At 36.7% G+C, this 22,449-nt stretch carries 17 protein-coding genes; 8 read left to right on the top strand and 9 right to left on the bottom strand.

What is annotated here, in order from left to right:
- Positions 1-55: 55 nt before the first annotated feature.
- The 3 genes from IPM56_06595 to IPM56_06585 form a co-directional block, all read right to left on the bottom strand.
- Positions 56-2,053 carry a HAMP domain-containing protein gene (locus IPM56_06595; GenBank protein ID QQS37617.1) on the bottom strand — a complete coding sequence of 666 codons (1,998 nt, stop codon included), beginning with the start codon at positions 2,051-2,053 and terminating at the stop codon, positions 56-58.
- Between the two features lie 413 nt (positions 2,054-2,466).
- Positions 2,467-2,772, bottom strand: a complete 306-nt coding sequence (locus IPM56_06590; protein QQS37616.1) for a zf-TFIIB domain-containing protein — start codon at positions 2,770-2,772, stop codon at positions 2,467-2,469.
- 44 nt (positions 2,773-2,816) lie between these two features.
- Positions 2,817-4,829 (bottom strand): agmatine deiminase family protein, encoded by a 2,013-nt coding sequence (locus tag IPM56_06585; protein ID QQS37615.1) that lies wholly within the window; start codon positions 4,827-4,829, stop codon positions 2,817-2,819.
- Positions 4,830-5,037: 208 nt separating this feature from the next.
- Here IPM56_06585 and IPM56_06580 point away from each other — a divergent pair, with 208 nt between their 5' ends.
- Positions 5,038-5,739, top strand: a complete 702-nt coding sequence (locus tag IPM56_06580) for an SH3-like domain-containing protein (GenBank protein ID QQS37614.1) — start codon at positions 5,038-5,040, stop codon at positions 5,737-5,739.
- Between the two features lie 45 nt (positions 5,740-5,784).
- Here the strand turns inward: IPM56_06580 and IPM56_06575 are convergent, their stop codons facing one another.
- The 3 genes from IPM56_06575 to IPM56_06565 are packed head-to-tail and all read right to left on the bottom strand — an operon-like array spanning position 5,785 to position 8,963.
- Positions 5,785-6,705 (bottom strand): carbon-nitrogen hydrolase, encoded by a 921-nt coding sequence (locus IPM56_06575; GenBank protein QQS37613.1) that lies wholly within the window; start codon positions 6,703-6,705, stop codon positions 5,785-5,787.
- Between the two features lie 32 nt (positions 6,706-6,737).
- The gene (locus IPM56_06570) at positions 6,738-7,649 is read right to left on the bottom strand and encodes a toxin-antitoxin system YwqK family antitoxin (protein ID QQS37612.1); all 912 of its coding nucleotides are present in this window, start codon (positions 7,647-7,649) and stop codon (positions 6,738-6,740) included.
- Positions 7,650-7,658: 9 nt separating this feature from the next.
- Positions 7,659-8,963, bottom strand: coding sequence for a toxin-antitoxin system YwqK family antitoxin (locus IPM56_06565; protein ID QQS37611.1), 1,305 nt, complete (start codon positions 8,961-8,963; stop codon positions 7,659-7,661).
- Positions 8,964-9,293: 330 nt separating this feature from the next.
- On the opposite strand from IPM56_06565, the gene IPM56_06560 reads away from it, so the two are divergent.
- Positions 9,294-11,780 (top strand): S8 family serine peptidase, encoded by a 2,487-nt coding sequence (locus IPM56_06560; protein QQS37610.1) that lies wholly within the window; start codon positions 9,294-9,296, stop codon positions 11,778-11,780.
- A 362-nt stretch (positions 11,781-12,142) separates the two neighbouring features.
- Complete coding sequence (locus IPM56_06555; protein ID QQS38241.1) at positions 12,143-12,955, top strand: T9SS type A sorting domain-containing protein; 813 nt, start codon at positions 12,143-12,145, stop codon at positions 12,953-12,955.
- Positions 12,956-12,992: 37 nt separating this feature from the next.
- Here the strand turns inward: IPM56_06555 and aroF are convergent, their stop codons facing one another.
- Genes aroF through mutS form a run of 3 tightly spaced genes read right to left on the bottom strand, consistent with a single transcriptional unit; the run spans position 12,993 to position 17,233 of the window.
- The gene (aroF, locus tag IPM56_06550) at positions 12,993-14,006 is read right to left on the bottom strand and encodes a 3-deoxy-7-phosphoheptulonate synthase (protein ID QQS37609.1); all 1,014 of its coding nucleotides are present in this window, start codon (positions 14,004-14,006) and stop codon (positions 12,993-12,995) included.
- Positions 14,007-14,025: 19 nt separating this feature from the next.
- A complete protein-coding gene (locus IPM56_06545) occupies positions 14,026-14,646 on the bottom strand; it encodes a DUF1684 domain-containing protein (protein ID QQS37608.1) in 621 nt (206 codons plus the stop codon).
- Complete coding sequence (mutS, locus tag IPM56_06540; GenBank protein ID QQS38240.1) at positions 14,630-17,233, bottom strand: DNA mismatch repair protein MutS; 2,604 nt, start codon at positions 17,231-17,233, stop codon at positions 14,630-14,632. Before mutS ends, IPM56_06545 begins: the two co-directional genes overlap by 17 nt.
- Before the next feature lie 186 nt (positions 17,234-17,419).
- Between mutS and IPM56_06535 the strand changes: the two genes are divergently transcribed.
- The 5 genes from IPM56_06535 to IPM56_06515 are packed head-to-tail and all read left to right on the top strand — an operon-like array spanning position 17,420 to position 22,352.
- Positions 17,420-18,142 carry an esterase family protein gene (locus IPM56_06535; protein ID QQS37607.1) on the top strand — a complete coding sequence of 241 codons (723 nt, stop codon included), beginning with the start codon at positions 17,420-17,422 and terminating at the stop codon, positions 18,140-18,142.
- 58 nt (positions 18,143-18,200) lie between these two features.
- Positions 18,201-19,154: a hypothetical protein gene (locus tag IPM56_06530; protein ID QQS37606.1), complete on the top strand. Its 954-nt coding sequence runs from the start codon at positions 18,201-18,203 to the stop codon at positions 19,152-19,154.
- A 23-nt stretch (positions 19,155-19,177) separates the two neighbouring features.
- On the top strand, positions 19,178-20,287 hold the full coding sequence (locus IPM56_06525) for a carboxylate-amine ligase (GenBank protein QQS37605.1): 1,110 nt from the start codon (positions 19,178-19,180) through the stop codon (positions 20,285-20,287).
- Between the two features lie 22 nt (positions 20,288-20,309).
- The gene (locus tag IPM56_06520) at positions 20,310-21,143 is read left to right on the top strand and encodes a GMP synthase (GenBank protein ID QQS37604.1); all 834 of its coding nucleotides are present in this window, start codon (positions 20,310-20,312) and stop codon (positions 21,141-21,143) included.
- Between the two features lie 27 nt (positions 21,144-21,170).
- The gene (locus IPM56_06515; GenBank protein QQS37603.1) at positions 21,171-22,352 is read left to right on the top strand and encodes a hypothetical protein; all 1,182 of its coding nucleotides are present in this window, start codon (positions 21,171-21,173) and stop codon (positions 22,350-22,352) included.
- The last annotated feature ends 97 nt before the right edge of the window (positions 22,353-22,449 follow it).

Raw genomic sequence — 22,449 nt, 5'->3', positions numbered from 1 at the left:
AATCAACTGTATCAAACTACTATATAGTTTATCAGATTGTAACAAGCCTCCCATTTTACCTGACTGCATGACCGCCTGCTTCACTTAATTTAAATCGTGAGATTAAATCTTCAAGTGTATTTGTAAGTCTGTTCAAATCTTCTTCCGCACTTGCTATTTGTTGTATCCCCTGTGCGCTTTCCTGAGTAACGTGATTAATCGATTCAATGTTTTTACTGATTTGTTCAGCGGCACTTGATTGTTCCTCACTTGCTGCTGCAACCTGTGTAACGATGTCGACAACCTTTCCGGCGCCGTTAATAATCTGTTCGAGTGATGAGCCGGCTTTTTCTGCAAGGGCTTTGCCTGATTCCACTTCATCCGTACCCTTTTGCATTGAATCGACAGCATCGAAAGTATCCTGCTGAATATTTTTAATCATTGAAGCAATTTCTTTCGTCGCTTTGGTTGTTCTCTCTGCAAGTTTGCGGACCTCATCAGCGACAACTGCAAAACCTCTGCCCTGTTCACCGGCGCGGGCAGCTTCTATCGCTGCATTTAATGCCAGGAGATTTGTCTGATCAGCTATATCATCAATCACCTGGATTATCTCACCGATCTGGTCACTGTTTTTTCCTAATGCCTGTACTGTTACCGCGCTCTTTCTAACCACATCCGCTATTTTATTCATACCGTCGATTGTAAGTTTTACAATTTCACCGCCTTCATCAGCAACCTGTCCGGCATGTTTACTTGCATCGGAAGCACTGACTGTATTTTTTGTAGTTTCATAAATTGTTTTTGTCATCTCTTCTATCGCACTTGCTACTTCAGCGGCTTGAGATGATTGCTGCTGCGCTCCTGCCGCCATCTCCTCGGAACTTGAGCTGATCTGGTTTGCCGCGCTCGCAGTTGCCTGCACTGCCTGGGCGACCTGGTTAATAAGTTCTGATAAAGATTCGCCAAGCCTGTTAATATCATTTTTCAGATGTTGATGTTCACCTTTATATTCACCATTCATTCTCAGACTTAAATCCCCTTGTGAATAATGAGCAAGAACGGCAGAACCTTCTTTGATAGGCTCAGTTAAATAGTCAAAGGTTTTATTGAAGCCGTGAATGATCTTGCGGAATATACCTGCGTGTACCGATTCATTTGCGCGTTCAGACAGGTTACCTTCTTCTGCGGCAACTGAAAGAGACTTTGCATCTTTAGATAAATTATTCAGTGAATGTTTGATTTGTTCAACTGAGTGACCAAGTTTATCTTCTGATGAAAGCACGGTTACATCCGCATCAAAATTACCTTTAGCAAATTCCTGGAGTGTATCAGCCTGTGATGTAAGATTTTGCTGCAGATGTTTTAATGAGTCTGCCATTTCCCCGAATTCATCTTTTCTTACGCAGTCGATTTCAACATTAAGATTTCCTTTTGAGAATTCCTTTGTCGCTTTTATAAACTTGAACAGATCATTAAGAATATTTTTCTTAACCAGGAAGACAATAAAAGCCCATACAAAAAATACAAGGAAAAGAATAAATATAATTCCGCTCAGTCTTTCATTTGATATTGCCGCGTGAGTTTCTTCCATTGAATACCGTATGCTCATTACAGCATAAACATCGCCGGCTTTTCCGTCGTGACAATCAAGACACGTTTCTTCAGCAAGAATTGGGCTTACAGATCTGAAAACAGGGACGTTATTAAAGTCTTCCTCAATGTTTATCTCCTCTTTAGATGAAAGAACTTTTTGTTCTTCACTATCCATCTTTTTTGCATCATCTTCATTTATTAAGCCGCTCGGAATTATTCTCAGATCCTTAATATTTTCTATTGTTTTCATCCGTTCAATAAACGGTTCAACTTCTGTTACACCCTGCGACATTGAGAAGACAATCGATTCTTTCATTGACTTGTTCAATTCGTGAATTGTTTCATTAGCTGAATTTTGTTTTGAGTTTTCAGAATAGATTAAGAATATAACAAGAGCGATGCTGAGTAAGGAGAAAATTCCAATAGCCACAGTCATTGAAATTTTTCGAGATATCGAAGTACTGAAAGAAGAGGTTTTCATAATTTTTCCCGTATTTAATTCCTTTATATGCGAATCAGTTTAAGAGCCATAAAAACTTGATTATAGTTTAACGGGAAGAAAAGTATACCCTGATTAGCCCTGTTTTGATATCAAGCCGCTTTTGTCTGTGTGATAATCATTACAGTTGAAAGACTGAATTACCGTTCAAAGTCCGCTTGTAATCCGCTTTCTCTATCAAATAAATCTATCTTAATTCCCGTCACTTACCATAGTACCATTAGCACATATATCGCTGCCATTAAATCAATTGCGACACTCATATAATCGTATAAAATCTGATTTGCTTTAGGTGTTGCCGGAAAAAAGATCAATTTATTATTGTCCGGATTATTTTAAAATCAAAAATCCCACTGACAATGGAATTTTTGCAAACCGAACAATAAGCGGAAATATTATTTTTTAAATACGCTGAACCATTTATCCAGTGTGCCTTTTTCCATCCTGGAAATTAATTCAAGCTCCCCGGCATCAAGCCAGATACCTTCACATCCGGAACACTTATCAACTGCGATGTTTTTATAATTAATTTCAATGAGCTGCTGACCGCATTTTGGACAATGCATATAATGCAGTTCCTTTAACTTTATTTTTTCCTCTTCTTTTTGACGGGCAATTTTTTCTTCTTCTTTTTTTCTTCTTTCCTCAAACTCAAGACGATAAAAATATTCATCTTCTTTTTCAGATGGTTTTACAGGCATTAATCCTCCTAATAAACAAATGTTATTTATAAATGTTTTTGATTTTATTTCATCAACAGCATTTTCAGCGAATGACTAAAATCCCCTGCTTCAATACGATAAACATAACATCCGCTTGCAACAGAATTTCCGTTTTCATCAGTACCATTCCACGTGCAGTAGTATTCGCCGGCAGAACGTTGATCATTGATAAGTGTTTTAATTTCCTGACCGAATATATCAAAGACTTTTATCATAACAATACCATCGGCGGGTACTGTAAATCTTATTGTTGTTTCCGGGTTAAATGGATTAGGATAGTTTTGTTCAATAGAATAATTACCTACGGTAGTTACATCAGCAGTGACTACATCAGAAAATTCAAAACTTCCATCAGTATCAATCTGTTTCAAACGATAAGAATATTTTCCGCGGACTAAATTTTTGTCAGTGAAAGTATAAGAATGCGGCTGAACAGATGTACCATTTCCTTCTACAAAACCAATTTGTTTCCATTCTGGCTGATCAGCAGATGATCTTTGTATTTCAAATCCATAATTATTTGTTTCGGTGGAAGTGCTCCACTTTAAAATCACCTGTTTCATTTCCACAGTTGCATTTAAACTGATCAGTTCAACAGGAACAACAGAATCAACAATAAACCGGTAAGCACCTGATGGCGATGTCATCGGTTTACTAATTACTCTTCCCGAATTAGACGTCGCAGAAATGTAATAAAAAACTTTTGTGCTGAGATTTTGAAATGGAATATCAGCAGTGAATGTATCACCGATTGTATTCGTCATCGGTACTGAATTAAATCCTGCTAATGTATCGACCGACCAGAATAATGTTGCTGTCGAAACTCCTGTCCTTGTTTTAATTATTGCTTTTACTTCATAACCATTTACTGAATTTTGGGTTGTCAGAATTTTAGGATGTGAAATAAATATTGGCTCTTCAACACCAATCTCCTTGGTTATACAATGAATAGCTCCCAATGCGGTTATAATCTGGTTGCAGTTTATCCCAACGATATTGTAGCCTGGCATAGCCTCTCTGTAAATTCTAAGTGCAGTTGTGTCATATTGCGGTGCGTATGTCGGAACAATAACAGTCTTATTCAGGATAACCGAATTTGTATAAGTTCTGTAATCGCCACCCGAACTCGGATACGATCCAGATGCATCCGGAGGCATGGGAATTCTAATAACCTTAAATGGTCGCCCGTATTTCGTCTGAAAATTATTCATGATGTACTGCAGGTTGGCTTCTATCTGCGGTCCGTCTGATACACCGTTAGGATATTGTCCTACAAGCAATGTTTCTTCATCAAGTAGTTTCATATGCATGTCTATGTGATGAATCCCGTCATAAGGAAGAGTCGGCATTTTTATATACTCATCAATTCCCATATACTTTTTGAAAATCGTATCAATCTGTGCTTCGGATTTTGTTGGGTTCTCGTTCAAAATTAAATTTGAAGAAAACGCTGTACCAAGTCCGTCTGTCATAAAATTTCCGCCAGTAGCAACCACATCATTTGGCGCGACAGTCATCTGGTACAAAGGATAATTTTTATTCGCAGCAAACACTGATGGAATCAAGTCATCCTGGGGACGGGGACGATTGTAAATCCAGTCTACAATGTACATGCTGTCTGCATCATCCGAGTAAACACACCACGGACCATAGTCCCTTACCCATATTGAATTATATGAAGCTAAAATAAATTTCAGATTACTTAGCGGAACTCCTCCGCTTGTCAAATAACTGCGGACAGAATTTGAATCAGTGCAAACTATATAGACGATGCATTCTTCCTGTGCATAATCTACTATTTGTCTTAATATACTCTGGTAAGAAGTCCATGTAACAATAACTCCGCTTAACTCTTCCCATTCAGCCATAGTTCTTACAGGTTTGACAGGAGGTGTTATCCAGTCCGTTTCAGGAATAGGATGCTGATAAGTCCGCATCAGGTATTCTTCAGTTTCACTCATTTTATGAGGAAGATCCTGCGGGAATATCATGTTCGTAAGAAGCATTACTAAAAAGAAGATGTATAAAGATTTCATATTACTGCCGGTATAATTCTATAATTGTCTGATAATTTTGATATTCAAATTAAGAATCTTCTTCATTCAATGGAACAAAAAAAACAGTTAGAAATGATTCTACGCTAGTGCATAAAAAATATATCTTGAATGAATCTGAATTTCAGGATGAAGAATATTATTTCTATTCTGTATATTTACCGGGAATAAATAACAATTAAGGAAAAGGATGAAAAAGCTATTTTATTTTGCAATAGTACTATTTCTGATAACAGGATGCGAGAATAAAGAACAGACGGAAAACATAAACCAGAACACTAAACCAGGAACAAGAGCAGTTACTGTCACGGAAAAATTAGATGCTTCCAACTATACTTATCTGAATGTTGAAGAGAATGGACAGAAATTCTGGATAGCCGTACCTCAGATGGAAGTGAAAGAAGGAGAAACACTTTACTTTACAAAAAGTATGGAGATGAAAGATTTTAAAAGCGAAACACTCAATAAAACTTTTGAATCAGTTTTGTTTGTCGAAGATATATCCCGTATACCTCAGGTAAACAAAGAACAATTATCAAATGTGCATTCAGTTGTGGGATCTGCGACGAAAGAAAATATAAAAGTTGAGCCGCTTGCTGACGGTTACACAATTGAAAAAATATTTTCGGAAAAAGAATCACTCTCTGGAAAAATTGTTAAAGTTAAAGGTGTTGTTGTAAAAGTAAATTCACAGATAATGAACCGCAACTGGATTCACCTTCAGGATGGAACCGGTGCTCAGGGTAATTTTGATCTGATGGTAACGAGTAATGATGAGGTAGAAGTAGGTCAGGTTGTTGTTGCTGAAGGAAAAGTTACTGTGAATAAAGATTTTGGTTCAGGTTATTCTTACGCTGTGCTTCTTGAAGAAGCAAAGGTAAAGCCTGAATAAATTTATTTTGTAATTAATACTAAATCCTGATTTCATCTTATGGAATCAGGATTTTTTTTGATCTATAAATCTTTCCTTAATTTGTCCGTAAGTTTCTATCCTTCTGTCACGTAAAAAAGGCCAGTTCCTTCGGATGTATTCAATCCTGTTTAAATCAATATCGGCAAAAACAATTTCTTCTTTGTCAGCGGATGCCTGTGCAATGATAATGCCTTGTGGATCGGCGATAAATGATGAGCCCCAGAATTCTAGTCCCGGTGATGATGGATTTTCTTTTTCAAGCCCGACCCTGTTAACTGCGGCTACAAATACTCCGTTAGCGATAGCATGTGAACGCTGGATGGTTTGCCACGATTCGAACTGGGCTTTTCCATGTTCAGCTTTTTCGTGAGGATGCCAGCCAATTGCTGTTGGATAAAAAATAATATCTGAACCCTGCAGTGCTGTCAATCTCGCGCCTTCAGGATACCACTGATCCCAGCAGATCAATGTCCCAACATTACCATATTCAGTTTTGAAACTTTTATACCCAAGATCGCCGGGTGTGAAATAAAATTTTTCATAAAAAGCAGGATCATCCGGGATATGCATTTTTCTGTAAAGCCCCGTAACATTTCCATCAGAATTAATGATGACCAAACTGTTGTGATAAAGTCCTGCTGCTCTTTTTTCAAATATCGGGACGATGACGACGACTTTTAATTTTTTGGCAATCTTTCCAATCTCCACAGTTGAGGGTCCGGGAATCGTCTCAGCCAGGTCAAAATATTTGATGTCTTCTTTCTGACAAAAATATTGTGAACGGTATAATTCGGGAAGGCAGATAACTTTTGCGCCTGTCTTGGCTGATTTAATAATCCAGTCAATTGCTTTTTTCAGATTTGAGTCAGGATTTTTTGATAATGCAATCTGGATCAGCGCTACGGGAATTGAATTTTGTTTTCGGTTATTCTTTTTTGAACTCATAAGAATTTATTCATTCTATTTTTTTTATCGGATTAATATTTTGTTTCACCCGCTACTGATCCATCTTTAGCGTATTCAGTTGATGCTTTCAGAACACCGTCTGAATATTTTTCGATGTACCAGAGAGTTTTATCTTCGCGATAAATTTTTGTTTCACCTTCGAGTTTATCTTTTTTAAAGTTTTGTTCAGTCCACACTGAGCCGCTTTTATAATAAGATTTTGTAATGCCTTCTTTAGCACCTGATTTATAATTCTCTTCAAACTTTATCTTGCCATCTTCAAAATAAACCTTAGCTGTTCCATTCTGTTTCCCAAAAGCGTAATTCCTTTCTGCTTCTACTGAACCACTTTCATAATATTCTGTCGTCATTCCGTGCAGCTGCCCATCGTCATATTCGTTAACGCTTTTGATCTTGCCGCTTTCATAATACCATTTGGTTGTTCCTGTCTGAATTCCATTTTTGAATTCGGCTTCTGTTTTCAGAATTCCGTTCTTATAATATTCTTTTGAAACCCCGACACGTTTACCGGTACTGAAATCCGCAGAAGCAAATAACTCACCTGATTCATAAAAGGATTTGTATTCACCATCAATTACACCATTACTATATGTGCCGGTTTCTTTCAGGATTCCGTTTTCATAAAAGGTTCTAAACTCGCCATTGTATTTATTATCACGGAAGGTGATGATTTCTTTAATCACACCATCATTTGAATAATAAAGTGCAGTTCCATCTTTAATCCCCTGCTTGTAGTTAATTACTTCCTTCAATGTTCCGGCATTTGTGTAGTACTTGTTCGTACCTTCAAGTTTTCCATTCTTAAAATTCTCAATCTGCTTTAACATTTTGTTTGTGTAGTAGGAACGGATGAGTCCGTCCTGCGCCATGTTTACTGATGCAGTTAAAATTAAAAGTGTAATTACCATTTTTATGTTTTTCATTTTGACTCCTTAATTTCCATTTGACCTTACAAGAATTCCATCAATTCCGTATTCTCTTTTAATAACCAGGTTCCCGTTCTGATAAAGTTCTTCGCGTTCAGTTTTCCTGTTTTCATAATAGCTTCTGAGCCAGCCGTTCAGTTCACCGTTAATGTACTCCTCTTCCTGTTTAAGGAAACTGTTCTTATAATAAGTTAGTTTTTTACCATTTAGCTTACCATTGATATAAGTCCCTAGAGTCTTGAGAAGTCCGTTTTCGTGATACTCTTTAAACTCATTTGTCAATACATCATTATTGTAATACCCGGATGACTGAAGTTTTCCATTATCATAATATGTGATCGCAATTCCGTTCCTGGTATTTTCACTGTACATAATTTCAGATTTCAGAATTCCATTTTCATAATAGTTTTTGGTAATACCTTTTTGTTCACCTTTTATGTATTCTAATTCTGATTGAACAATACCGTTTTCATAAAATAAATATGACTTGCCATCCAGTGTGTCCGCTTTAAAATTCCATTCTTCTTTCAGATAGCCGCTTTCATAATATACTTTCGTGGAGTTCTCACGTATACCATTTTCAAGGAACATTTCCTTTTTCAGTGATCCGTTTTCAAAATATTCCAGAACATTTTTTTCTTCGGATTCAAACTTGCCCTGGTAATCATAGCGAATCCTGTTAAGAAGCTCGCCATTTTTATAATCATCCTTTACGCGGACACTTCCCGCCATATCAAATATTTTTACTTCGCCCTCAAGTTTATCATTGATGAACATCGCCTCAAGCGCAACATTGTTCAGATTACTGTCATGAAATATCCGCGTAATCCCCTGCTGAATGTTGTCGCGGTATCGTCTTTCAACTTCAACTTTGCCTGACTTATAGTAAGTACGAGAAATATCATTAAGAAACCCGTTAATATAATTCCATTCGCCCTGCAGTTCGCCGGTTTTATAATAGGTAGTTGTTATACCTTCAAGTTTCCCATCGAGATAATTTTGTTCCGACCACAATTCACCGGATTCATAATACCATTTGGAAACGCCCTGCTTAACGCCGTTCCTGTAGTTCCAGGTAATACTTAACACACCATCCTGAAAAAACCAGTTGGAAATACCTTCTTCAACTCCATCGACAAATTGCCATTCTTTCCACAGTTTGCCGTTTGGGTAATATTCAAAATAAGTACCATTCAATTTACCGTTTATGTATGTGCCTTCAGTTTTGGTGATACCATTTGGATAGAAAGTTTTTTTTGTTTCTGCTTCTGAAGTTTGCTGAGCGAGGCTGTAAGCAGTGATTACTAACATGAGTAATCCGGACGTGTAAATCTTGTTGATCAATTTCAGGCTATTAAATTATTAATGATGTATTCTAAATTAAAATTATTTGGAGACATGATAAAGGTATTTTTTGCTGTTTTCAAAGTTGACTAAAATATTCTCTCAACTTTGCCCTTAATCTTACGATAATTAATCGGCGTGCATCGTTTTTTATGTTATGAATGTATTGTCAGTAGTTGTGTCGGTGCCCGGAATGTATCATAAGAATGTCATGATTTGCAATGAGTCGGAATATTGTATTATATCTATTTTATAAATTATTCCTTATCAGCATAGTTTAGCAGGGGAGCTGTACGAGTGAAATTTATATTTGTTTTATTATTAATCTCTTTACTTTCAATTAATCTTTATTCGCAGAATGGTTTCTCTATAAAGCGTAAAGATATAGTTGAAATCCAACCTCCCCACTCCCATAAATTACTAAGCGGCGATCTGGTAAAAGCAGTAAGTGAAAAAATTAAATCGGCATCACTAAACAAATTATTGCAGGCAGAGAAAATAAATGTAATCGTATATCAGAGATCTTTCCCCAATTCTTCGGAGATAAGTGAATACAACTCAGCAGGTTTGATTCCAATGATTGAAACCTGGACTCCCCCATTCACAAATCATCCATTCGGATTTTTTATTGCACAACTTTCACCTGAAAAAATTAATGATATACTGTCCTTACCTTTTCTGGAGAAAATTGATTTCGCTGATTCTCAATCATACCCGGCTGGAAATGAAGTTACAAGAAAAACCGGCGCTGATATCTTGTTTCAGAACGGATATAAAGGCAAAGGTGTCAAAGTTGCTGTACTTGATTCGGGACTCGACACCGAACCTTTGAATGAAGACCTGCCGTCAAACATTACTAAGAAAGATTACTCATCATATCCGACTCTTGATGATGATGTTGAAAACAGAATTACCGGTCACGGAACACATGTCACAGGATTGCTAATCGGAAACGGTTCACTTTCACAAAATAATACCGGAAATGGCGGAGGGAAATATTCCGGAACTGCTCCTGGTGCTGATCTTATATTTCTAAAAATCGGCAATGACTTTTCCGGTGCAGCAAGTACAACATCGATTGTAATGGCGATGGATGCAGCCGTTAACACCTACAACGCAAAAATTATTTCGATGAGCTATGGAAACTGGGATACATTTCATGATGGTTCATCAACACAGGATCAGAAAGTTGACTGGTGTTATTCAAATGGAACTGCTGTATTTCTTGCTTCAGGTAATTTTGGAAATTCTGCAAGACATTTTTCAGGAACTGTAAGTGCAAATGATTCATCAGATTTTATTCGAGTTAATGTAAGTGGTGTTACCGCAAACTCAACTTATTTAAATTTTAATCTTGTTTGGTTTGACGGATATGGCGTAAGAAATAATCTTGCATTAAAGTATTATGACTCAAACTTTAATGAATTGACAAATTCATATTCATTCCCGACAACCGAAAGCATAAGAGGAACTGAATCATCTATTTCACAAACACTTTCAACTTTGCCTGAAGGAAACGGGACATATTATTTACGAGTTGTAAATCATTCATCTTCTGTCCAGAAATTTCATATCTACGAACATTATAAAAACGGGACAGTAACTTTTCATAACCCTGATCCAAATTATACAATCGTATCTCCGTCAACAGCGGACTATGCATTTTGTGTCGGGGCTTATGTCTCACGTGAAAATTGGACTGCATCAAACTCAAATATTTATTCATTCAATCAAACATTAAATGAAGTAACTGATTTCTCAAGCAGGGGTCCAAGGATTGATGGATTACAAAAACCTGATATTGTTGCTCCTGGCAGTGCGTTGATTTCAATTCGTGACAGGGATGTATTGACAGCCGTTAATCCATATTGGATAGATAATGATGGTACTCCGGGTGGCGATATAAATTATTATGTGATGGAAGGAACAAGTATGTCGGCGCCTGTTGCAGCTGGTTGTGCTGCATTGATATTAAATGTCTATCCCAATCTTTCTATTGCCGAGATGTACTCTGCAATCAGGAACAATGCTTTAAAAGATGAGTTCACAGGAAGTACTTCGGGAAGTATTTATGGTTATGGAAAACTTAATATCAATTCAGCAGTGAATGATTCATCACTTCTAAGTTCGTATAGTGTGAGTGTTAACATCAAACTATTTCTTGAAGGCGCTTACAACGGTAACGGATTATCAAACACACTTGCAATGAATGAACTACTTCCGCTGACACAACCCTATAATGTTCTGCCCTACTTCTATGCCGGCGAAGAGTATGTTGACAGCATTCCCGAAAGCACGGTTGACTGGCTGCTTTGCACTTTAATAAGCATTACCGGAGCTGATACAACATCCTATTCAAAAGTCTGTTTGATTAATTCTGACGGAATGGTAACAGATATTTTCGGAAACACCCAATTAAGATTTTATTATGTGAATGAGGGAAATTATTTCATTCAAATAAAACACAGAACTCATTTAAAGTTAATAAGCTCATCTGCAATACATCTGACGTCACAGGGAAATGAGATTTTTGATTTTACTTCAACGAGTAATAATACTCTTAACAATAATGCTTTGATCGAATTAAGTCCAGGAATATGGGGCTCTGCAGCAGGTGATATAAATGCCGATGAACAGGTAAACGCACACGACGTTAACAACATCTGGAATTTTTATAACACATCCGGCTATCATAATGCTGATTTAAATATGGACGGCATAGTTGATAACGCTGATAAAATACTTGCGTGGAAAAATAAAAATAAGTTTTCAGGTGTGAATTGAAATAAATAAAGAACCAGGGGAGAAATTTGAAAAAAAGTTTTGCAATTATTTTTATGATTGTACTGATGGGAAGCACTTCCTACTCTCAATCATATACTGTCTCAGTTAAAAATCAGCATTCCAACGGGAGCGATTTCATTTTCGACATCTTTATTAAGATTGATGTTCAATCTGATTTTTATCTTGGGGCAAGTGATTTCTCACTTTCGTTTAACCATAATGATTTTTTAAATCCTCTCATATCCGTTAACAACAGCGAAGTATTTCAATACTATACTTCGGAGATATCAATAGTAAATTCAAATGTAATTGTTTTAAATGTTTTGCCCCCGTTTTTTCTAAACGAAGAAGATTTTGAATTAATGTCAGCACAGATCAGTTATACTGAACCCGGGACAAAGGTCGCTGAAATAACTATTAGCGGTATAAATAATTTTTCAGGTGAAGCAGGATTGATATGGAAAGAACAATCTCCTAATCAATGCGTTATATATTCTCTTGATAGTAATTCGCCCTGGTTTACAACCGAAAGAACCTCACAAGGAAATTTTGAGTCGCCTTCTTCATCACCTCTTCCTGTTGAACTGTCATTATTCACAGCCACAGTTGAAGACAACGATATCATTCTTAACTGGACAACTGAAACGGAAACAAATAATTATGGGTTTGATATAGAGAGGCAAGTCTTTAGCTCGCAGTCCGCAGTCCACAATTTTGTTAAAGTTGGATTTGTTAGTGGTTATGGTAATTCCAATTCACAAAAGAATTATAGATTTGTGGATACAAATGTTAACCCCGGGAAATATTCATACAGGTTAAAGCAGATAGATATAGATGGTTCATATTCCTACAGCGAGGTGCTTGATGCTGAAGTGCAAAGTATTCCAAATACATTTTCACTTGAACAGAATTATCCTAATCCATTTAACCCTGCAACAAAAATTAAATACTCAATTCCATCCGTAGAGACGAGGCAAGTCTTGTCTCTACATCGGGTAACGTTGAAAGTTTATGATATACTCGGTAATGAGGTTTCAAAATTAGTTGATGAATTTAAAGATGCAGGCAGTTATGAAGTGGTATTTGATGCATCATCCCTTGCAAGCGGGTTTTACATCTACAAACTTACCGCCGGAAATTTCACATCGAGTAAGAAAATGTTATTGATTAAATAACGATCGTCTGACATTTCACATCTGACGTTTGACGTGATCAAACCTTTCTTCCAATCACTTCAGCAATTAATTTTATCTGCTTCATCATTGAATCAAACTGGTCAGGTAACAGTGCCTGCGGACCATCACTCAGAGCTTTATCCGGATCGTGATGCACTTCAACCATAATCCCGTCAGTGCCTGCAGCAACTGCGGCGCGAGCCATTGGTATTACTTTATCACGTATTCCCGTTGCGTGTGATGGGTCAGCGATCACCGGCAAATGACTTTTTTTATGCACAACAGGAATTGCTGAAATATCAAAAGTATTCCGTGTGTATGTTTCAAACGTTCTTATGCCTCTTTCGCACAACATCACTTCTTTATTACCCATTGATAAAATATATTCTGCTGAACCAAGCCAATCATCAATGGTTGCTGACATTCCCCTTTTCAGCATAATCGGTTTTGACGTTTTACCAAGTTCACGAAGTAAAGAAAAGTTCTGCATATTTCTTGAGCCGACCTGGAAAATATCAGTGTATTGTTCAACCAGCGGTATTTGCGTCGTTTCCATCACTTCGGTTATTACAAGCAGATTAAAAGTATCCCCGGCTTTTCTTAAATACTTTAATCCTTCTTCTCCCAATCCCTGGAATGAATACGGCGAAGTTCTTGGTTTAAATGCTCCGCCTCTCAAAATCTTTGCGCCTGACTTTGCAACCATTTCAGCAATTGTAAAAATCTGTTTTTCATTTTCAACAGAACAGGGTCCCGCCATTACAACAATTTCTTCACCGCCGATCAGAACATCTTTAATTTTTATCTGTGTATTTTCTTTCTGATAACTTCTGCTTGCGAGCTTGAAAGGTTCACTTATTCTGAAAACTGTGTCAACACCTTCAAGTATTTTTACTTTGCGGATATCAAAATTCGGCTGCACACCGATTGCGCCAAGCACAATCTGTTCATGCCCGGTTGAACGATGAACAGCGAATCCAAAGTCTTCCAATCGTTTAATTATATTTTCTATTTGAACATCAGTCACATTTTTTTCAAGAACGATAACCACAATATTCTCCGCCTAAATTTTAGTGATAGTTTTTTTCGCCGGCTTCTATTGCCAGATCTAAATGGTCTTCTTTAGTTGGGATAGCACAAGAGTAATCTTTGCTGTACGCACAATAAGGATTGTAAGCAAGATTAAAATCAATTGTATAAACAATATTTTTATCAGATGATAATTCAAAATCAATATAACGTCCTACACCGTATGTGTCCTCTCCTGTTGTTTTATCCGTGAACTGGATCATATGATATGTTTCACCTGTTTTAGAAGTGCCTTCATATACATTCAGCTTAAATTCTTTTCCGGAATATTTAAAAGTGAAATAGCCATAACGCAAAAGTTTTCTTTCTTCGCCTTTTGTCCCGAGAATAATTACTGTATCCCTTGGATCATATTCAGTTAATTTACTTTCAAATACAAACTCCGGATTTATATCAAAGTATTTGAGAGGATGAAATTCAATCTTTCCTTTAAAATTGAAAGGCGATGAAGGATCGTTTTTCATATACTCATTCTTTTCAACACGCGATTTTTCTACTTCATTAATATACTTCTGAATTTCAGGTGAATATTCTTTCGCACATCCGGCTATGATAAAAACTACCAATGCAGAAATGATAAATATTTTATCTCGACTCAACATCTTCTTTTACTTTCTTCTTCAGTTCATTCAGTTTGTTAAGCGCCTGAATCGGGGTAAGACTATCAATTTCAAGATCACCAATTTCAGTTCTTAGTTTATCATCTTTAATTTCAAACAAACTTATCTGGTTATCGCTTGCGCTTTGCATCTTTTTTAATTTTTCCTTTTTCACTTCATAGGGAGTGAGTTCTTTGCTCTCAAGATTCTCAAGTACTTCCTTCGCACGGTTTGTAACAAAAAGTGGAAGACCAGCCATTTGTGCAACCTGTATTCCATAGCTGTGATCGGCACTACCGGGATTGACTTTATGAAGAAAGATAACTTTATCATCATATTCACGGACTTCAACTTTATAATTTTTTATCCGCGGAAATAACTCAGCCATTTCATTTAATTCATGATAGTGAGTAGCAAATAAAGTTTTTGCCGACACATCAGGGTTTTCATGAATAAATTCCGTAATAGCCCACGCAATCGAAATCCCGTCAAATGTACTTGTACCTCTTCCGATTTCATCAAGAAGTATTAAACTTTTTGACGTTGCATTGTTGAGTATGTTTGCCGCTTCCTGCATCTCAACAAGAAACGTACTTTCACCCGCAGTGATATTATCACTTGCACCAACACGCGTGAATATTCTATCGATCATTCCAATCTTTGCAGACTTAGCCGGAACGTATGAACCAATTTGAGCGAGCAGAACAATCAGTCCTATCTGGCGAAGATAAACAGATTTGCCAGCCATATTTGGTCCTGTAAGAATGATTATCTGGTTTTGTGAATTATCAAGCTTGCAACTATTTGGAGTAAACTTTTCTCCCAGCGACAGCAGCCGTTCAATAACAGGGTGTCTTCCTTCAACAATTTCAAGCTGATCATCATTGCTCATTTCCGGTTTGCAGTAATTGTATTCTTCGGCACATTCAGCAAGAGAAATGAAACAGTCAAGTTCAGCAATTATTCTCGCATTGGTTTGAATTGATTCTGCTTCGTCAGCAATAAATAATCTTAATTCATTGAACAACTGAGATTCGAGTTCATAAATCTTTTCTTCAGCGTTAAGTATTTTATCTTCATAATCTTTTAGTTCGGGAGTGATATATCTTTCCGAATTTACAAGCGTCTGTTTGCGGATATAGTCAGCAGGTATTTTATCTTTATTCGCGTTGCTTATCTCGATGTAATAACCAAACACTTTATTAAAATTTACTTTGAGAGAAGAGATCCCTGATTTTTCTCTTTCTGATTTTTGAAGATTAGCGATCCAGTCTTTACCATGGACTGAAATATTTCTCAGATCATCTAGTTCAGGACTGAAACCATTTCGAATAATACCGCCTTCAGTTAAACTTGCAGGAGGAGTATCAACAAGTGCTGTTTGAATTTTTTGAACAAGTTTATCAAGAAGGATTAATTTTTCTGAAACTAATCCGAATTCATCCTTTTCACTGCTTATTAATATTCCTGAAATGACAGGAATTTTTTGAAGCGAACTTTTTAATGCCGAAATATCTCTCGGGTTTGCTCTGCCTGTACACACTTTTGAAATCAGTCTTTCAAGGTCACCGATTTCACTCAACTGTTCAACTAATGATTTGCGCGTCTTCCGGTCACCAACGAATGCTTCAACTTTTTTCTGCCGCACTAAAACTGCTTCAAGTTTTTTTAATGGTGATGAAATCCATTTCTTAAATTGTCTTCCCCCCATTGCAGTTTTTGTTTTATCAAGGATTGAGACTAGCGATCCTTCCCTGCTGCCTTCTTGCATCGAGTAAGTTATTTCCAGGTTACGTTTTGTTGACTGATCAAGTATCATATAATCGGAAGGATTATACAACGCAACTTTGTTCAGATGTGACAGGTTTACTTTCTGTGTTTCCTGCAGGTAATTTAGAATAGCTCCGCCGGCAATAATTCCTGTTTGAAGATTTTCAATTCCAAATCCTTTAAGCGTCTGCGTTTTAAATTGCATTCTGAACAATTCGTTAGCGTATTCAAAATTGAAAATCCAGTCATCAAGTTTTGAAATTCTTGCATTAAGGTTTATTGAATTCAGAATCTTTAAAATATTTTCCTGTTCTTTTTTCTGAACTAAAATTTCGGCGGGAAGTATTGATTCGATCTGTTGATTTAATCGTGATGAATGAATTTCATAACAAAAAAATTCTCCGGTGGAAATATCACAAAATGATATTCCAGCAATTTCTTCTTTTATACAAACCGCAAAGAGATAATTATTCTTTTTATGATCGAGTAGCTTATCTGATAAAGTTACACCGGGAGTTACAACTTCTACAACGTCTCTTTTAACAATTCCTTTAGCAAACTTTGGGTTTTCCATCTGCTCGCAGACTGCAACACGGTAACCGGCTCTTACAAGTTTTGGTAAATAAGTATCAATAGCGTGGTGTGGAAATCCGGCAAGTGCAACATGTTCAGCGGCGCCGTTTGCTCGTTTGGTTAGTGTTATCCCAAGTACTTTGGATGCAGTTTTAGCATCTTCTTCAAAAGTTTCGAAAAAATCCCCGACCCTGAATAATAAAATAGTATCCGGGTAAGATTGTTTGATCTTATAGTACTGAGACATTAAAGGAGTTTGTTGCATATCCGTATCAAAAATCGGATTCCAAAATACTCTAATAAGTGTATAATATCAATTTACCAAACTTGAAAAGAGATTATAATTTTATATATTTGCTCCTCAAATTGATGAATAACAAAATCAGATCATTCGTCAAGATTCCTTTTATTCAATGATAATTCCGGATTTGTTTTGAAAGAAGAATACCATAAGTGGCACTCCCATTACTTGAGCAGGGAGTTTGAAATGTTGGTTTTTGGTCATTCAGGATTCCCTGTTATACTCTTTCCTACTTCAAGAGGAAGATATTATCAGTGTAAAGATTTTAAACTTGTTGAATCCGCATCTGAATTAATTAATTCAGGAAGAATAAAAATTTATTGTCCTGATGGAATAGATTCCGAAAGCTGGTATAACTATTCCATACATCCTGCTGACAGAGTTAAAACTCATATTGGTTACCAGCAGCTTATACTCAACGATGTCATCGAATTTGCAAAGTATGATTCAGGTATGAGAAAAGTGACTTTAGCGGGATGCAGTTTCGGTGCTTACCATGCTGCTAATATGGCGTTCAGATACCCTGACAAAGTCGGTTACCTGTTATGTATGGGTGGCGCCTATAACATAAAACAATTTGTTATGGGTTATTATGATGACAACTGTTACTTTAATAATCCGCCGGACTATCTTTCAGGACTTAACGACCTCTGGTATTTAAGCAGGTACAGGGAAATGGGAATTGTACTTGGTACCGGTGAATGGGATATGTGCCTTGATGAAAATATTATTCTTTCAAAAATTTTAAATGAAAAGAATATTAAACACTGGCTTGATGTACGATCAGGAACAGGTCACGACTGGAACTGGTGGCGCGAAATGTTCCCATATTATCTCAGCCAGATAAATGATTAACTGAACCGGTCATCTTCTAACTAAAAATTTTAAAATATATTATTCATTCGGGAGTCAGATGAAAAAAATCGGGATACTGTTCGGACAGGAAAACACTTTTCCTCCGGCATTTGTTGAAAGAGTAAATTCAAAAAAAGAATCAGGTATAACTGCTGAATTCGTTAAACTTGACAAAGTTGTGCAGGGCGAACCATCAGGTTATGATGTTATTATTGACCGAATCTCACAAGACGTTCCGTTTTACAGAGGCTTCTTAAAGAACGCAGCAATAAGCGGAACTGCAGTTATCAATAATCCATTCTGGTGGAGCGCGGATGAAAAGTTTTTTAATAATGCACTTGCAACAAAAATTGGAGTAGCTGTTCCTAAAACTGTATTACTTCCGTCGAATGTTCATCCACCCGATACTAATTCCAACTCATTCAGAAATTTGGCTTATCCTTTGGATTGGGAATCAATCTTCAATTACGTCGGCTTTCCTGCCTACTTCAAACCATTTGCAGGCGGCGGATGGAAAAATGTTTATAAGCTGAACAACGCCGAAGAATTTTTTAAAGCATACAATGAAACAGGTCAGCTTGTAATGATGCTTCAGGAAGAAGTGATCTTTAAAGAATATTTCAGATGTTATTGTCTCGACAGACGCGATGTTCACATAATGCAGTATGATCCGAAACAACCGCATCATCTCCGTTATGTGCGTGGTGGTAAACCTGTCGAAAACAAAATTCTTGAAAAAGTTAAAGAAGGTGTTCTTGCATTGAATAACGCGCTTGGTTATGATTTTAACACTGTGGAATTTGCAATGCGGGACGGTATCCCTTATGCAATAGATTTCTGCAACCCGGCACCCGATGCTGATGTTCATTCAGTCGGTGAAGAAAATTTTGAATGGATAGTTGAAGCCGCAGCTAATATGGCTATCCGCCGAGCGAAATCTCATAAAGCCGGTCAGAACAATTTAACGTGGGGAGATTTCATTACATCGTTCGCAAATAATAAACCGTTGTGATAACTAAAACTAATAATTAAAATATGACAGAGCCTGGCTTGTTCACTCTCGGTGTGGAAGAAGAATTCCAGATAATTGACCCCGTAACTCGGGAGCTAAAATCACATATCCAGCAAATACTTGATGATGGTAAATTAATTCTTGCTGAAAATGTAAAACCTGAAATGCATCAGTCAGTTGTTGAGATGGGAACAGATGTTTGTTCAGATATTCATGATGCAAGAAGACAGGTTACCAAACTCAGAAAAGATCTTGCTGGACTTGCCAAACGAAACGGATTGCGAATAGCCGCTGCCGGGACTCATCCTTTTTCACACTGGAAAGATCAGAAGATAACTTCCAATCCGAGATACAAAGCAATCGTTAGTGATATGCAGCAGGTTGCACGTGCTAATTTAATTTTCGGTCTTCATGTACATGTTGGTGTTGATGACAGAGAAACTGCAATTCACATTATGAACGCTGCGAGATATTTTCTTCCTCATATTTTTGCGTTGTCAACTAACTCACCATTCTGGTTAGGAAGGAACACAGGATTTAAATCTTACAGAAGTAAAGTATTTGATAGATTCCCCAGAACAGGAATTCCTGATTACTTCGGCAGCCTTGCTGAGTACGACAACTACGTAAATTTATTAATCAAAACGAATTGCATAGATAACGCTAAAAAAATATGGTGGGATATACGCGCGCATCCCGTTTTTGAAACACTCGAATTCAGGATTTGCGACATACCAATGCGTGTTGATGAAACCATTGCTATCACAGCTTTGATTCAGGCTGTTGTTGCGAAACTTCATAAACTGATAAAACAGAATTTAGGATTCAGACTTTATCGCCGTGCTCTTATTGCCGAAAATAAATGGCGTGCTGCGCGTTATGGTATTCAGAGTAAATTGATTGACTTCGGTAAAAAGCAGGAAGTTGATTTCAGGTTGCTGACAGATGAATTACTCGAATTCGTTGATGATGTTCTTGATGAACTCAATTCAAGAGAGGAAGTCAAAAAAATCTATAAAATATTTGAAATGGGTACCGGAGCCGACAGGCAGCTTGATGTGTGGGAACAATCTTATGATGCTAAAAATGTCGTGGACTATATAATAGAAGAAACTCATATCGGTCTTGATTAACAAATAAGAAAAATAGGAAGTGATGAATCAGAATAAAATAAAAGTTTCGATCATTGATCTTTATAACAATGAAGTAAATGAAGGTATGCGTTGTATTAAGGAAATTGTTTCAGATCAGGATAAGAGAAATGATGGTCCGTCAGTGAGTTATGATATTTATGAAACAAGATATAAGTCGGAAATTCCCTCGTTAGATTATGACATTTATATTTCTTCGGGAGGACCCGGAAGTCCCTTTGAAGGTGAAGGAACTGATTGGGAAAGAAAATATTTTAATCTGCTGGATGAAATCTGGAATCACAATCAAAACAACGATCAAAAAAAATATATTTTCTTTATTTGCCATTCATTCCAGATGATGGCGAGACATTTCAAATTTGCTGAAGTCACTGAACGCAAAATAAAATCATTCGGTGTTCTTCCGGTTAACAGAACAGATGACGGTTCAAATGATATTCTTTTAAAAGATCTGTCAAACCCGTTTTACAGCGCTGATTTCAGGCAGTTCCAGGTTGTTCAACCAGATAAAAAAGTATTTGATGAACTTGGTGCAAAAATCATCGCCACCGAAATAGCTCCCGAAGAAGAAAAACATGAACGCGCGATTATGAGTGTAAGAATATCAAATGAAATTGCCGGAACTCAGTTTCACCCTGAAGCTGATCCTGATAGTATGATCTATCATTTAAAACAGCAGGAACGAAAAGATCATGTTGTAAAATTATATGGTGAAGCAAAGTATTTTGAAATGATCGACTTACTCGAACAGCCTGACAAAATAAAATTGACTCGCAAAACTGTTCTTCCAAATTTTCTGAGGAACGCAATTGAAGAACTTACTTCAGTAAACATTTAATACCACAACTTATCTGAAAGAGATTTCATGATTCCTAAGCTCAGGGAAGAATTCAATTCAAACTTTAATGAAACGGCTTACAATAATTTTTTAAAGGCTCTTGATTCCGGTTTACAATATCCGACTGATTTCAGGGTTTCTGAAACACCTTTATTCCTTTCAAAAGAATTTTCTGCGGAATTACAAAATGCCTGTGCTGAAATAATCAATCAGATTAAAACTCCTGAATTCATTAAAAGATCAAATGACGCAGTACCTGCTTCCCTGTTTGTTCCGAATGAAGATGAACATCCGCTCTTCCTTCAGATTGACTTTGCAATTTGTGAAGATGGAAAAGGCGGTTTCATTCCACAATTAATTGAATTGCAGGGATTTCCATCACTGTATTGTTTCCAGGCTTACTTTGCAGATATAATTAGAAATCATTTTAATATTCCCGAAGACTTCACAAGCTATTTCAGCGGGTACGATTTTAATTCTTATGTGAACTTTCTTGAAGAAGTTATACTCGACGGCAACAATCCTGAGAATGTTATTCTTCTTGAAATAGAACCTGAAAAGCAAAAAACAAGAATTGATTTTGCCGCGACTGAAAAGTATGTCGGTATAAAACCTGTTTGTATAACTAAGATCACAAAAAAGGGCAATAAACTTTTTTACAATAACGATGGACACGAAATTCAGATAAAGAGAATTTACAACCGCGTTATTTTTGATGAACTGATCCGCAAAGAGATTAAATACAACTTTGACTTTAAGAATGACCTTGATATTAGCTGGGCTGGACATCCTAACTGGTTTTTCAGGATAAGTAAATTTTCTCTTCCACTCTTAAAAAATAAATATTCACCTTCGTGTTTTTTCCTGAATGAATTGAATGAATATCCTGCTGATCTGAAAAATTATGTTCTTAAACCTCTCTTTTCATTCGCGGGTTCAGGAGTTGAAGTTGATGTTACAAAAGAACTTCTTGATTCAATCACGGACAGATCTAACTATATTCTTCAGAAAAAAATTGAATACGCACCGCTTATAAAAACTCCCGACGGATATTCCAAAGTTGAAATAAGAATGATGTTCCTCTGGAAAGATGAGCCTTTGCTCGTCAACAATCTCATCCGGATGAGCAAAGGCAAAATGATGGGAGTCGACTTCAACAAAAATAAAACCTGGGTGGGTTCAAGCGTTGCATTTCATCCGGTTGAATAATTAATATAGTTAATCAGCAAACGCTTCATTTAAAACCATTAATCATTATTTTAATCAGAGTTGTGTTGATAGTTTTTGCACAAAATTTTGTTAACCA

This window comes from Ignavibacteriales bacterium (assembly GCA_016700155.1).
Classification (GTDB): Bacteria; Bacteroidota; Ignavibacteria; order Ignavibacteriales; family Ignavibacteriaceae.
This window is presented reverse-complemented; position numbering and strand designations above follow the sequence as displayed.